We start from the raw sequence: 13,338 nt of genomic DNA on the forward strand, positions 1-13,338 counted from the left end.
GCCGCTGTACCCATGCAATAACAACAAGAGCAGAGCAACCATGAGTAAACATCAGACTACCTTGTGCCTATTTTCCCTGGGCGTGCTGAGCCTGCCGGCTGCCGCGCAGGCCGCGGGCGAGGGCTTCGTCGAGGGCGCCAGCGCGACCCTGCAGGCGCGCAACTACTACTTCAGCCGGGATTTCTCCGACATCGTCGGCGCCAACCAGCAGTCCAAGGCCGAGGAGTGGGCCCAGGGTTTCATCCTCGACTTCAAGTCCGGCTACACGCCGGGTGTGGTCGGCTTTGGCCTGGACGCCCAGGGGCTGCTCGGCATCAAACTCGACAGCAGCCGGGATAGGGTCAATACCGGGCTGCTGCCGGTGCGCGACAATGGCGAAGCGGCCGATGAATACAGCCGTCTCGGCGTGGCAGTGAAGGCGCGCCTGTCGCAGACCGAACTGCGCATCGGTGAGCTGCAACCCAACCTGCCAGTGCTGACCTTCAGTGATATACGCCTGCTGCCGCCCAGCTACCAGGGCGCCTCGCTGCTGTCCCGGGAGATCGACGGCCTGACCCTGCAGGGCGGCCACCTGGGTTCCACCAGCCTGCGCAACGAAGCCGGCGACGACAAGTTGCAGGCCATGCTCGGCCATGTGCCGCAGCGCCAGGTCAGCAGCGACGCGTTCAACTACCTGGGCGCCGACTACGTCTTCAACGACAAACGCACCTCCGCCAGCCTGTGGTACGCGCAACTCGAGGACATCTACAACCAGCGCTTCGTCGGCCTCAAGCACAGCGAGCCACTGGGCGACTGGACCCTGGGCGCCAGCCTCGGCTATTTCGACAGCCAGGAAGATGGCGACAAGCTGCTCGGCGATATCGACAACCAGGCCTTCTACTCGCTGGTCTCGGCCAGGCACGGTGGCCATACCTTCTATGTCGGCTACCAGGCGATGTTCGGCGACAACCCGTTTCCGCGGGTGTTCGCCAACGTCACGCCGCTGGGCAACGAGGTGCCCACCTACGAGTTCGCCTACACCGATGAACGTTCCTGGCAGGCGCGCTACGACTACGACTTCGCCGCCCTCGGCGTACCCGGCCTGACCACCACGGTGCGCTATATCCGCGGCGACAACGTCGATACCGGCCGCGGTTTCGAAGGCAAGGATCGTGAACGCGATCTGGATATCGGCTACGTGGTGCAGAGCGGGGCGCTCAAGGGGTTGGGCGTACGGGTGCGTAACGTCGAGGCGCGGTCGAACTACCGCAGCGATATCGATGAGAACCGGCTGATTCTTTCGTATACCTGGACGTTGCTCTGAGGCGCTGCTGCTATTCCGGTAGCTCGTGGCTGGCAATCCTTCTGGAACTCCAGCCTCTTTTGCCGTAACTGTGAGAGCGGGCGGGGACACCCATTCCGCTCCCGAGATTTTCGCGCGCATGGCGCGCTCCCACGGGGATCGTGGGTGGCCGCTGCTCATTGGTAGGCCATGAGGCAGTTGACGCTTCCTCAAAGCTCATAGGAGAACAGCGGACATCTGTGGGAGCGGGCGGGGACGCCCAGTCCGTGCCCGCGATGCTTTTTGTGCGAATGGCCTATGTGGGCGTTGCCCGCCGATTCGCCCTTACTCGCTATCCAGATTCTTCACCAGCTTCAGGCAGCGCTTGAGCAGCGGGGAGTCATCGTCCTTGCGGTAGCTGATCACGATGGGCGAGGTGGCGCTGGCGTCGAGCAGCGGCGTATAGCCGATATCGTCGCGGTGCAGGCGCTGCACGGAGGCGGGCACCAGGCTGATGCCGATGCCGGCGGCGACCAGGCCGATGGCGGTCTGCAGCTCGTTGGTCATCTGCGCCACGCGAATCTTCAGGCCGTTACGGGCGAACAGGGCCAGCACATGGTCGGCGTAGCTGGGCCGTGGCGAGGCGGGGTAGAGCACGAACGGCTCGCGGGCCAGTTCCTCCAGTGAAGCCGGAGCGGCCAGCAGGCGGTGGCCGGCGGGCAGGGCTGCGACCAAGGGGTCCTGGCGAATCACTTCCTGAACGATGGCCGGGTCTTCGATATGGATGCGCCCGAAGCCGATATCGATACGGCCGCGTTTCAGCGCTTCGACCTGGGGCAGGGTGGTCAGCTCGGACAAGCCCAGTTCGATGGCGGCCTCGCCGCGCAGCTGGCGGATCAGCTCGGGCAGCGCGCCATACAGGGTCGAGGGCGCGAAGCCGATACCAAACCAGCGCCGTTGCCCTTCGGCGATACGCCGGGTGTCATCGCTGACGCGGCCCAATTGTTCGAGCAATTGGACGGAATGTTCATAGAAGAAACGCCCGGCTTCGGTCAGGCGCAGCGGCCTGCCGCGTTCGATCAAGGCGACACCCAATTCGTCTTCCAGTTGCTGAATCTGCCGGCTCAGCGGCGGCTGGGCGATATGCAGGCGTTGGGCTGCGCGGGTGAAATTCAGGGTTTCCGCGAGTACGCGGAAGTAGCGTAAATGGCGCAGCTCCATGATACCTCCAGGGTATGAAACCAGACCGATTCAATATTGGACTGCCTGATTTGCTGAGGTCAATCTGTGCCCAGACAAAAATAAAACCTGAAGGATATGCTCGTGCTCACTCGCATCCCTCGTTCTTCTCGCCCGCTGCTGGCCGACCTCGTGAATGGCGCGCCGCAGTGCGCCACTTCGCCGGCGACCGCCCGTGGCATTGCCCCGCACACGGATCATCGTCCATGAGCCTTCCGCTGATCGAAAGCCTCGACACCCTGATTGTCGACTTGCCGACCATTCGCCCGCACAAGCTGGCCATGCATACCCTGCAGCAGCAGACCCTGGTGATCCTGCGCCTGCGCTGCAGCGACGGTATCGAAGGGGTCGGCGAAGCCACCACCATCGGCGGTCTGGCCTATGCCGGGGAAAGCCCGGAAAGCATCAAGACCAATATCGATACCTATTTCGCACCGCTGCTGATCGGCCAGCCGGCCGGCAATATCAATGCCGCCATGCTGCGCATCGACCGCAGCGTACGCGCCAACACCTTCGCCCGCTCGGCCGTGGAAACCGCGCTGCTCGACGCCCAGGGCAAGCGCCTTGGCCTGCCGGTTGCCGAACTGCTCGGTGGCCGCGTTCGCGACGGTCTGGAAGTGGCCTGGACGCTGGCCAGCGGCGATACAGCCAAGGACATCGACGAAGCCGAGCGCATGCTCGACCTGCGTCGCCACCGGGTTTTCAAGCTGAAGATCGGCAGCCGCGAGGCCGCGCTGGATATCGCCCACGTGGCGGCGATCAAGCGCGCCCTGGGCGACCGCGCCAGCGTGCGGGTCGACGTCAACCAGGCGTGGAGCGAGGCGGTGGCCATTCGTGCCTGCCAGGCCCTCGGTGATGCCGGCGTCGACCTGATCGAGCAACCGATTCCGCGCCAGGACGTGCAGGCCCAGGCCCGCGTCAGCGCCCGCAGCCCGACGCCGATCATGGCCGACGAAGCCATCGAGAGCGTGGAAGACAGCTTCAACCTGGCCCGCGGCGGCGCCGCACCGGTGTTCGCCCTGAAGATCGCCAAGAACGGGGGGCCGCGCGCCGTGCTGCGCAGCGCCTATATCGCCGAAGCGGCGGGCATCGGCCTGTACGGCGGCACCATGCTCGAAGGCAGCGTCGGCACCCTGGCCTCGGCCCATGCCTTCGCCACCCTGAGCAAGCTGGAATGGCACACCGAACTCTTCGGCCCGCTGCTGCTGACCGAGGACATCCTCGTTGACGTGCCGGTGTACCGCGATTTCGAACTGAAGATTCCAACCACGCCGGGCCTCGGCGTGACCCTGGACGAAGAACGCCTGCAGCGCTTTAGCCGCCGCTGAACCGAACCCGAGAGGAGCAAGCCATGCTGTTTCACGTGCGCATGACCGTCAAACTGCCCACCGACATGCCGGCCGAGCAGGCCGCGCTTCTGAAGGCCGACGAAAAGGAGCTGGCCCAGCGCCTGCAGCGCGAAGGCACCTGGCGTCACCTGTGGCGTATCGCCGGGCTTTACGCCAATGTCAGCATTTTCGACGTGGCCGACGCCCAGGCCCTGCACGACACGCTGATGCAGCTGCCGCTGTACCCGTATATGGACATCGAGGTCATGGCGCTGTGTCGCCATCCGTCCTCGATCCACGCTGACGATCGCTGATCGGCGCCATCACTCGCCTGATCCGCTCCCCACAACAACAAGATGAGGAAACACGCCATGACCGTACGTATCGCCCAGACCGTCGACGTGCAGAAGTTCTTCGAAGACGCCGCCGGCTTCACCAATGACGGCGGCAACGCCCGCATGAAAACCGTGATCCACCGTGTGCTCAACGACACGGCGAAGATCATCGAAGACCTGCAGATCACTCCGGAAGAGTTCTGGAAGGCGGTGAACTACCTCAACGAACTCGGCTCTCGCCAGGAGGCGGGTCTGGTCGTCGCGGGCCTGGGTATCGAGCATTACCTCGACATGCTGATGGACGCCGAAGACGAGGAGGCAGGCCGCACCGGCGGCACCCCGCGCACCATCGAAGGTCCGCTGTACGTGGCCGGCGCCCCGCTGAGCAAGGGCGAGGCCCGCCTGGATGACGGCAAGGACGCAGGCACGCCGCTGTTCATGCAAGGCCGGGTGTTCGATACCGATGGCAAGCCGCTGGCTGGCGCCATCGTCGACGTATGGCACGCCAACACCGGCGGCACCTACTCGTACTTCGACCCTGTGCAGTCGGAATTCAACCTGCGCCGCCGTATCGAAACCGACGCCGAAGGCCGTTATCGTTTCCGCAGCATCGTGCCGTCCGGCTACGGCTGCCCGCCCGATGGCCCGACCCAGCAGCTGCTCGATCAGCTTGGCCGCCACGGCCAGCGTCCGGCCCACGTGCACTTCTTCATCTCCGCGCCAGGCCATCGCCACCTGACCACCCAGATCAACCTGGATGGCGACAAGTACCTGCACGACGACTTCGCCTACGCCACCCGCGACGAGCTGATCGCCAGGATCGACTTCTCTGACGATGTCGAACGCGCCAAAGCCCATGGTGTGGAAGGGCGCTTCGCCGAAATCGAGTTCGATTTCACCCTGCAGTCCACGGCCGAGCCCAAGGCTCAGCAGCGTCACGAGCGGGTTCGTGCGCTGGAGGTGTAAACCCGCGTTGCCCCCGCAGGGCACAGTGCCGCGCTGCCGTTCGTCTGCCTTACCGGGCAGGCGAAGGGCCGCGCGGCATCCTGCATTGAACGGTCACACTGAATTGCGGCGAGAGAGATGTAACCCTTTGTCACGCTGGCGTATCGCCTGCCAGGGGGATGGTTAGAATCGCCGGACGATTAGCGGATTGCCCGATGGCGGCGATTCAGCCTTATAAGAAAAACAACGAGGCCTGATGATGAGCGATTTCCTGCTGAGCGCGCGCAGCCAGGTGTTCGAGCGCGCCGACCCTTACGCGGTGTCCGACTACGTCAATCAGCATGTCGGCGCCCACTGCATCCGCCTGCCGACCACGGGCTTTCCCGAAGCGAGCCTCAATCACCGCAAGTTCGCCAGCCTCGACCTGTGCCGCATCAGTTATGGCGGCAGCGTGCGCGTCACCTCGCCGGCGCTGGAAACCATCTATCACCTGCAGGTGCTGCTCAAGGGCAACTGCCGCTCGCAGTGCCGCGGTCAGGAGCACTTCTTCGTGCCCGGCGAGCTGCTGCTGATCAACCCGGACGACCCGGTGGACCTGACCTATTCGGCCGATTGCGAGAAATTCATCGTCAAGCTGCCGGTCAGCCTGTTCGAGAACACCTGCCTGGAAAACCGCTGGATGCTGCCGCAAAGCGGTATCCGCTTTACCGCCGCACGTCATGACATGGGCGAGCTGGAGGGCTTTTCCAACCTGCTGATGCTGATCTGCCAGGAAGCCGAAGCTGCGTCCAGCATGCCCCAGGTGCAGGAGCACTACGTGCGCATCATCGCCAGCAAGCTGTTGGGCCTGCTGGGCAACAACGTGCAACGCGTGCAGCCACAGTCCCAGGGCGGCTCCTTCGAGCAGGTCGTCGATTACATCGAGCAGCACCTGACCCAGGACATCGGCATCGAGCAGTTGGTAACGGTCGCCCGGGTCAGCGAACGGTCGCTTTACGCCCTGTTCGAGCGCCATGCCGGCATCAGCCCCAAGGATTACATCCGCCAGCGCAAGCTCGAACGCATCCATGCCCAGTTGCTCGACCCCGCCTGCAAGGTGCGCAGCGTTACCGAAGTCGCCCTGGATCACGGCTTCCTGCATCTTGGCCGTTTCGCCGAAGCCTACCGCCGCCGCTTTGGCGAGCTGCCGTCGGATACCTACAGGCGCAACCGCTGAGAACCTGTACACGATCTTCGGCCTGACTTCAGCGCTTTGGCTGCAAAGCGGTGGCAGCGGATGTTCCCCGCTCCCACAATGGATCAGTGACGGCCGCTTCTACCTTGTGGCAGCCTCTTTCATGTCGCCTAAAAAGATCGTGAACAAGTTCTGAGAGCAGGTCTATAAGTCTTGTTCGATTATCGAACGGATAGTCGATTATCGGATTGTTAGCCGCCTACTGGATGAGTACCTTGTGACCATACGGCTAATCGCCGCCCACGGTATCCAGAGCAACAAGACGAGAACGACCATGGCTGAGATTCTCTCCCTGCGCGAAGCGGTCGAACGCTTCGTTCACGACGGCGACACCCTTGCCCTCGAAGGCTTCACCCACCTGATTCCGACCGCTGCGTCCCACGAGCTGATCCGGCAGAACAAGAAGGACCTGACCCTGGTGCGCATGACCCCCGATCTGGTCTACGACCTGCTGATCGGTGCCGGTTGCGCCAGGAAGCTGGTGTTCTCCTGGGGCGGGAACCCCGGTGTAGGTTCGCTGCACCGCCTGCGTGACGCCGTCGAGAAGCACTGGCCGCACAAGCTGGAAATCAGCGAGCACAGCCACGCCGCCATGGCCAACGCCTACGTCTCCGGCGCCTCCAACCTGCCGTTCGCCGTGCTGCGCGGCTACCAGGGTTCGGACTTGGTCAAGGTCAACCCGGACATCAAGTTCATCGACTGCCCGTTCACCGGCGAGAAGCTGGCAGCGGTGCCCAGTGTGCGCCCGGACGTCACCGTGATCCACGCCCAGAAGGCCGATCGCAAGGGCAACGTGCTGATCCAGGGCATCCTTGGCGTGCAGAAGGAGGCGGCCCTGGCGGCCAAGCGCTGCATCGTCACCGTCGAGGAAATCGTCGACGACCTGCAGGCACCGATGAACGCCTGCGTGCTGCCGACCTGGGCACTCACCGCGGTCTGCGTGGTGCCCGGTGGCGCCCATCCGTCCTATGCCCACGGTTACTACGAGCGCGACAACCGCTTCTACCAGGCCTGGGACCCGATTGCCCGAGACCGCGAAACCTTCACCGCATGGATCGATGAATACATCCGCGGCACCGAGGATTTTGCGCAGTACCAGGCGAAGGTTAACGGGGAGGCCAAGTGATGAGCGACTTCAACACCAACGAAATGATGACCGTGGCCGCCGCGCGCCGCCTCGGCAATGGCAGCGTGTGCTTCGTCGGCATCGGCCTGCCATCCAAGGCCGCCAACCTGGCGCGCCTGACCCATGCGCCGGAAGTGGTGCTGATCTACGAATCCGGCCCGATCGGCGCCAAGCCGAGCGTGCTGCCGTTGTCCATCGGTGACGGCGAGCTGGCCGAGACCGCCGACACCGTCGTGCCGACCGGCGAGATCTTCCGCTACTGGCTGCAGGGCGGGCGCATCGACGTCGGCTTCCTCGGCGCCGCCCAGGTCGACAAGTTCGGCAATATCAACACCACGGTGATCGGCGACTACCAGGCGCCGAAGGTGCGCCTGCCGGGCGCCGGTGGAGCGCCGGAGATCGCCGGTAGTGCCAAGAAGGTGCTGATCATCCTCAAGCAGGGTCACCGCACCTTCGTCGACAAGCTGGCCTTCATCACCTCGGTCGGTCATGGCGAGGGCGGCGATCACCGCAAGCGTCTCGGCCTGCCGGGCGATGGCCCGGTGGCGATCATCACCGACCTGTGCATCATGGAGCCGGAAGCCGGCACCAATGAGTTCATCGTCACTTCGCTGCACCCGGGCGTGACCCGCGAGCAGGTGATCGAGAACACTGGCTGGCAAGTTCGTTTCGCCGACGAGGTGACCACCACCGAGGCGCCGAAAGCCGAGGAACTGGCCGCGCTGCGCGACCTGGAAGCCCGCACTGCCGAGGCCCATGGCCAAAAAGGAGGTGACGAATGAGCCGCGAGGTATTCATCTGTGACGCCGTGCGCACGCCGATTGGCCGCCTCAACGGCGCGCTGTCGGCGGTACGCGCCGACGACCTGGCGGCGATCCCGCTCAAGGCGCTGGTCGAGCGTAACCCGCAGGTCGACTGGTCAGCGGTCGATGAAGTATTTATGGGCTGCGCCAACCAGTCCGGCGAAGACAACCGCAACGTTGCGCGAATGGCCCTGCTGCTCGCCGGCCTGCCGGAAACGGTGCCGGGCGTGACCCTCAATCGCCTCTGCGCCTCGGGTATGGAAGCGGTCGGTGCTGCGTTCCGCGCCATCGCCGCGGGCGAGATGGAGCTGGCCATCGCCGCTGGCGTCGAGTCGATGACCCGCGCGCCCTACGTGATGGGCAAGGCCGACAGCGCCTTCGGCCGTGGCCAGAAGCTGGAAGACACCACCCTGGGCTGGCGCTTCGTCAACCCGGCGATGAAGGAGCAGTACGGCGTTGACCCGATGCCGGTCACCGGTGACAACGTCGCCGAGGACTATGGCGTCAGCCGTGCCGACCAGGACGCCTTTGGCCTGCGCAGCCAGCAGCGTGCGGCTGCGGCTCAGCAGAGCGGTTACTACGCCGAAGAAATCGTCCCGGTGGTGATCAGGACCAAAAAGGGCGAGATCGTCGTCGACACCGACGAGCACCCGCGTGCCGATACCACGGCTGAAGGTCTGGCCAAGCTCAAACCGGTCAACGGCCCGGACAAGACCGTCACCGCCGGCAACGCCTCGGGCCTCAACGATGGCGCCTCGGCGATGATCCTGGCCTCGGCCGAAGCCGTTGAACAGTACGGCCTCAAGCCGCGCGCCAAGGTGCTGGGCATGGCCAGTGGCGGCGTTGCGCCGCGCATCATGGGCGTCGGCCCGGTGCCGGCGGTACGCAAGCTGCTGGCGCGCCTGAACCTGGAGATCGACGCCTTCGACGTGATCGAACTCAACGAAGCCTTCGCCGCCCAGGGCCTGGCCGTCACCCGCGACCTCGGTCTGCCGGACGACAGCCCCAAGGTCAACCCGAACGGCGGCGCCATCGCCCTCGGTCATCCCCTGGGCATGAGCGGCAACCGCCTGGTACTGACGGCCGTGCACCATCTGGAGAGAACCGGCGGCACGCTTGGTCTGGCCACCATGTGCGTGGGGGTGGGGCAGGGGCTGGCACTGGCCATCGAGCGGGTTTAGGGCCTGTTTGCGAAGTGGTGAAAACGGCCGTTCGCCTCGTAGGGTGGATGGCGATTTTTTTCATCCACCATTGCGATTGCGGCGGTGGACAGCTGAAGCGTTGTCCACCCTACTGCTAGGTTTTGAGGCCGGCCGCGTATTCTGTGGGAGGGCGCCATACGCCCGATTCGCGGGCATGGCCCGCTGCCACGATCATGACCAAGCTGTCAGCTCTATTGCTAAGGCGATTTTCGAAGTTTCGTTTGTCCTTACCCGGGCGCGGGCCACGATCCCGTGCCCTGGTGAGGATGGGCGACCCAAAATGACGAATCATTTGGTTACATATAGGGTCGGAGTAGGGACGGTTCCGTTTCCTACCAGTGAGTATCCATCATGAGTACCGAAGCCAGCGCGGCGTACCAAGCCCCCAACTACAGCCCCGAAGAGCGTCGCAAGCGCATCTTCGCCATCGTTGGCGCCTCCTCGGGCAACCTGGTCGAGTGGTTCGACTTCTACGTGTACGCCTTCTGCGCGATCTACTTCGCGCCGGCCTTCTTTCCTTCCGATGACCCCACCGTGCAGCTGCTCAACACCGCAGGGGTGTTCGCCGCGGGCTTTCTGATGCGGCCGATCGGTGGCTGGGTATTCGGCCGCATTGCCGACAAGTACGGCCGCAAGGTCTCCATGATGATCTCGGTGCTGATGATGTGCCTGGGCTCGCTGGCCATCGCCTGCATGCCCACCTACAGCAGCATCGGCACCCTGGCGCCGGTGCTGCTGTTGCTGGCGCGGTTGTTCCAGGGCCTGTCAGTGGGCGGCGAGTACGGCACCACCGCCACCTACATGAGCGAGGTGGCGCTCAAGGGCCAGCGCGGCTTCTTCGCCTCCTTCCAGTACGTCACCCTGATAGGCGGGCAACTGCTCGCGGTGCTGGTGGTAGTGATCCTTCAGCAGGCGCTGAGCGAAGACGAGCTGCGCGCCTGGGGCTGGCGCATCCCGTTCGTGATCGGCGCCATGGCCGCCGTGGTGGCCTTCTACCTGCGCCGCTCGCTGGACGAAACCGCAAAGCAGGACCAGATCGGCAACCAGGAATCGGGCAGCGTCGCCTACCTGTTCAAGCACCACAAGGCCGCTTTCTTCACCGTGCTGGGTTACACCGCCGGCGGCTCGCTGATCTTCTATACCTTCACCACCTACATGCAGAAGTACCTGGTCAACTCGGCGGGCATGAGCGCCAAGACCGCCAGCGGCATCATGACCGGCGCGCTGTTCCTGTTCATGATCATGCAGCCGCTGTTCGGCGCGCTGTCCGACCGTATCGGCCGGCGCACCTCGATGCTCTGGTTCGGCGCCCTGGGGGCGATCTGCACCTGGCCGATCCTGGCCTTGCTGCATACCGTGCAGAGCCCGGTGATGGCCTTTTTGCTGATCATCGCGGCGCTGGCCATCGTCAGCCTGTACACCTCGATCAGCGGCCTGGTGAAGGCCGAAATGTTCCCGCCGGAAGTCCGCGCTCTCGGCGTTGGCCTGGCCTACGCGGTGGCCAACGCACTGTTCGGCGGTTCGGCCGAGTATGTCGCCCTGGGTCTGAAGTCCATTGGTATGGAGCAGACCTTCTACTGGTACGTATCAGGCATGATGGTGCTGGCCTTTCTGGTCAGCCTGCGCCTGCCGCGCCAGGCCAGCTACCTGCACCACGATCATTGACCACGGAGTGTTCGCTGTATGAGTTCCAGGCCCGCTAGCCAGCTGTTCGATGCCTATTTCACGGGTGCGCCGATGCGCCAGGTGTTCAGCGACCAGGGTCGCGTGCAGGGCATGCTCGACTTCGAGGCGGCACTGGCCCGGGCCGAAGCGGCGGCCGGGGTGATCCCCCAGGCCGTGGTGGCCGATATCGAGGCAGCGTGCCGGGCCGAACTCTATGACTTCGATGCGCTGGCCATCGCCATCGGCAGCGCCGGCAACTCGGCGATTCCGCTGGTCAAGGCCCTTGGCAAACGCATCGCGGCGAGCAACCCCGAGGCCGAGCGCTATGTGCACCTGGGCGCCACCAGCCAGGACGCCATGGACAGCGGCCTGGTGCTGCAGCTGCGCGCCGCCATCGACCTGCTGGAGCGCGACCTCGATACCCTGAGCCGGCAACTGGCCGAGCAGGCCCAGCGCCACGGGGCAACGCCGATGGCCGGGCGCACCTGGCTGCAGCACGCCACGCCGGTCACCCTGGGCATGAAGATCGCCGGCTGGCTGGGCGCCATCGACCGCCACCGGCAGCGCCTCGACGAAATCAAGCCGCGCCTGCTGTGCCTGCAGTTCGGCGGTGCGTCCGGCAGCCTGGCAGCACTGGGCGACAAGGCCTGGTCGGTGGCCGGTGCACTGGCAGCCGAGCTGGACCTGCAACTGCCCGAGCAACCCTGGCATACCCAGCGTGATCGGCTGGTCGAGTTCGCCAGCCTGCTTGGCCTGATCGCCGGCAGCCTGGGCAAGATGGGCCGCGACCTCAGCCTGCTGATGCAGACCGAGGCCGGCGAGCTGTTCGAGCCCTCGGCACCCGGCAAGGGCGGTTCCTCGACCATGCCCCACAAGCGCAACCCGGTGGGCGCTGCGGTGCTGATCGGTGCCGCCACCCGCGCGCCCGGATTGGTCGCCACCATGTTCGCAGCCATGCCCCAGGAGCATGAGCGCAGCCTGGGGCTGTGGCATGCCGAGTGGGAGACGCTGCCCGAGCTGTGCTGCCTGGTCTCCGGGGCCCTGCAGCAGGCGCTGATCCTGGTGCCGGGCCTTGAAGTGGACGCCGAGCGCATGGCCGCCAACCTCGAACTGACCCGTGGCCTGGTACTCGCCGAGGCGGTGAGCATCGCCCTGGCGCAACGCATCGGCCGCGACGCCGCCCACCATCTGGTCGAGCAATGCTGCAAGCAGGCGGTAGAGGAGGGCGCTCACCTGCGCGAGGTACTCGGCGCCAATACCGAGGTCAGCGCGCAACTGTCCGACGAACAACTGGATCGACTGCTCGATCCCGCCCATTACCTGGGCCAGGCGCGACGCTGGGTCGAGCGCGCCGTGGCGCAGAGCCGTGAACTGAATTCGTAGATCATCTAGGAGATTGTCATGCCTGTGGTATCCCTCGCCGATGGCGACCTGAATTACCTGCTCGAAGGCCCGGCCGATGCACCGGTGCTGGTGCTCTCCAATTCCCTGGGCACCAACCTGCACATGTGGGACGCGCAGATCCCCACCTTCACCCAGCACTTGCGGGTGCTGCGCTACGACACCCGTGGCCACGGCCAGTCGCTGGTCACGCCGGGCTTCTACAGCATCGAGCAGAACGGCCGCGACGTGCTGGCGCTGCTCGATGCGCTGAACATCGACAAGGCGCATTTCTGCGGCCTGTCCATGGGCGGCTTGATCGGCCAATGGCTGGCGATCAACGCCGCCTCGCGCCTGGATCGCCTGGTGCTGTGCAATACCGGCGCCAAGATCGGTACCGACGAGGTGTGGAACACCCGCATCGACACCGTGCTCAAGGGTGGCGAGAAGGCCATGCGCGACCTGCGTGATGCCTCCATCGAGCGCTGGTTCACTGCGCCGTTCGCCAAGGCCCAGCCGGAGAAGGTCGAGCCGATCGTCACCATGCTGGCGCAGACCTCGCCCCAGGGCTATGCCGGTAACTGTGCAGCGGTGCGCGATGCCGACTACCGCGAGCAGATCGCCACGATCGACGTGCCGACCCTGATCGTATGCGGCACCGGTGATGCGGTGACCACGCCCGAACACGGTCGCTTCATGCAAGAGCGTATTGCCGGCGCCGAGCTGGTCGAGTTCGATGCTGCGCATCTGTCCAACGTGCAGGCTGGTGAGCTGTTCACCGGGCGCGTGCTGAGCTTTCTGCAAACCAATTGAGCGAGCT

Annotated in this window: 12 protein-coding genes; 11 read left to right on the forward strand and 1 reads right to left on the reverse strand. The window is 64.9% G+C overall.

Annotated features, from left to right (window positions below):
• Window positions 1-40: 40 nt before the first annotated feature.
• Complete coding sequence (locus tag K8U54_RS22735; RefSeq protein ID WP_249907928.1) at window positions 41-1,303, forward strand: OprD family porin; 1,263 nt, start codon at window positions 41-43, stop codon at window positions 1,301-1,303.
• A 303-nt stretch (window positions 1,304-1,606) separates the two neighbouring features.
• Here the strand turns inward: K8U54_RS22735 and K8U54_RS22740 are convergent, their stop codons facing one another.
• Complete coding sequence (locus K8U54_RS22740) at window positions 1,607-2,482, reverse strand: LysR family transcriptional regulator (protein WP_249907929.1); 876 nt, start codon at window positions 2,480-2,482, stop codon at window positions 1,607-1,609.
• A gap of 224 nt (window positions 2,483-2,706) precedes the next feature.
• On the opposite strand from K8U54_RS22740, the gene K8U54_RS22745 reads away from it, so the two are divergent.
• The 10 genes from K8U54_RS22745 (at window position 2,707) to pcaD (ending at window position 13,331) form a co-directional block, all read left to right on the forward strand.
• Window positions 2,707-3,828 carry a muconate cycloisomerase family protein gene (locus K8U54_RS22745; protein WP_249907930.1) on the forward strand — a complete coding sequence of 374 codons (1,122 nt, stop codon included), beginning with the start codon at window positions 2,707-2,709 and terminating at the stop codon, window positions 3,826-3,828.
• A gap of 23 nt (window positions 3,829-3,851) precedes the next feature.
• Window positions 3,852-4,142, forward strand: coding sequence for a muconolactone Delta-isomerase (gene catC / locus K8U54_RS22750; protein ID WP_249907931.1), 291 nt, complete (start codon window positions 3,852-3,854; stop codon window positions 4,140-4,142).
• A gap of 57 nt (window positions 4,143-4,199) precedes the next feature.
• Window positions 4,200-5,129, forward strand: a complete 930-nt coding sequence (catA, locus tag K8U54_RS22755; RefSeq protein WP_249907932.1) for a catechol 1,2-dioxygenase — start codon at window positions 4,200-4,202, stop codon at window positions 5,127-5,129.
• Window positions 5,130-5,364: 235 nt separating this feature from the next.
• The gene (locus K8U54_RS22760; protein WP_283939388.1) at window positions 5,365-6,324 is read left to right on the forward strand and encodes an AraC family transcriptional regulator; all 960 of its coding nucleotides are present in this window, start codon (window positions 5,365-5,367) and stop codon (window positions 6,322-6,324) included.
• A 292-nt stretch (window positions 6,325-6,616) separates the two neighbouring features.
• Entirely contained in the window at window positions 6,617-7,468 is an 852-nt protein-coding gene (locus K8U54_RS22765) for a CoA transferase subunit A (RefSeq protein WP_249907934.1), read from the forward strand.
• Window positions 7,468-8,250, forward strand: coding sequence for a CoA-transferase subunit beta (locus K8U54_RS22770; protein WP_249907935.1), 783 nt, complete (start codon window positions 7,468-7,470; stop codon window positions 8,248-8,250). Before K8U54_RS22765 ends, K8U54_RS22770 begins: the two co-directional genes overlap by 1 nt.
• Window positions 8,247-9,452: a 3-oxoadipyl-CoA thiolase gene (gene pcaF, locus K8U54_RS22775; protein ID WP_249907936.1), complete on the forward strand. Its 1,206-nt coding sequence runs from the start codon at window positions 8,247-8,249 to the stop codon at window positions 9,450-9,452. Before K8U54_RS22770 ends, pcaF begins: the two co-directional genes overlap by 4 nt.
• Window positions 9,453-9,824: 372 nt before the next feature.
• A complete protein-coding gene (locus K8U54_RS22780; protein ID WP_249907937.1) occupies window positions 9,825-11,138 on the forward strand; it encodes an MFS family transporter in 1,314 nt (437 codons plus the stop codon).
• An 18-nt stretch (window positions 11,139-11,156) separates the two neighbouring features.
• Window positions 11,157-12,521, forward strand: a complete 1,365-nt coding sequence (locus tag K8U54_RS22785; protein ID WP_249907938.1) for a 3-carboxy-cis,cis-muconate cycloisomerase — start codon at window positions 11,157-11,159, stop codon at window positions 12,519-12,521.
• An 18-nt stretch (window positions 12,522-12,539) separates the two neighbouring features.
• Window positions 12,540-13,331, forward strand: a complete 792-nt coding sequence (pcaD, locus tag K8U54_RS22790) for a 3-oxoadipate enol-lactonase (RefSeq protein WP_249907939.1) — start codon at window positions 12,540-12,542, stop codon at window positions 13,329-13,331.
• Window positions 13,332-13,338 lie beyond the last annotated feature (7 nt).

Source organism: Pseudomonas fulva (genome assembly GCF_023517795.1).
Classification (GTDB): domain Bacteria; phylum Pseudomonadota; class Gammaproteobacteria; order Pseudomonadales; family Pseudomonadaceae; genus Aquipseudomonas; species Aquipseudomonas fulva_D.

Excerpts from the sequence above, each read along its gene's own strand:
- pcaF (WP_249907936.1), top strand. The coding sequence starts at position 8,247 with ATGAGCCGCGAGGTATTCATCTGTGACGCCGTGCGCACGCCGATTGGC.
- K8U54_RS22770 (WP_249907935.1), top strand. The coding sequence starts at position 7,468 with ATGAGCGACTTCAACACCAACGAAATGATGACCGTGGCCGCCGCGCGC.
- K8U54_RS22785 (WP_249907938.1), top strand. The coding sequence starts at position 11,157 with ATGAGTTCCAGGCCCGCTAGCCAGCTGTTCGATGCCTATTTCACGGGT.
- catC (WP_249907931.1), top strand. The coding sequence starts at position 3,852 with ATGCTGTTTCACGTGCGCATGACCGTCAAACTGCCCACCGACATGCCG.
- K8U54_RS22735 (WP_249907928.1), top strand. The coding sequence starts at position 41 with ATGAGTAAACATCAGACTACCTTGTGCCTATTTTCCCTGGGCGTGCTG.
- K8U54_RS22780 (WP_249907937.1), top strand. The coding sequence starts at position 9,825 with ATGAGTACCGAAGCCAGCGCGGCGTACCAAGCCCCCAACTACAGCCCC.
- pcaD (WP_249907939.1), top strand. The coding sequence starts at position 12,540 with ATGCCTGTGGTATCCCTCGCCGATGGCGACCTGAATTACCTGCTCGAA.
- K8U54_RS22765 (WP_249907934.1), top strand. The coding sequence starts at position 6,617 with ATGGCTGAGATTCTCTCCCTGCGCGAAGCGGTCGAACGCTTCGTTCAC.
- K8U54_RS22760 (WP_283939388.1), top strand. The coding sequence starts at position 5,365 with ATGATGAGCGATTTCCTGCTGAGCGCGCGCAGCCAGGTGTTCGAGCGC.
- catA (WP_249907932.1), top strand. The coding sequence starts at position 4,200 with ATGACCGTACGTATCGCCCAGACCGTCGACGTGCAGAAGTTCTTCGAA.
- K8U54_RS22740 (WP_249907929.1), bottom strand. The coding sequence starts at position 2,482 with ATGGAGCTGCGCCATTTACGCTACTTCCGCGTACTCGCGGAAACCCTG.
- K8U54_RS22745 (WP_249907930.1), top strand. The coding sequence starts at position 2,707 with ATGAGCCTTCCGCTGATCGAAAGCCTCGACACCCTGATTGTCGACTTG.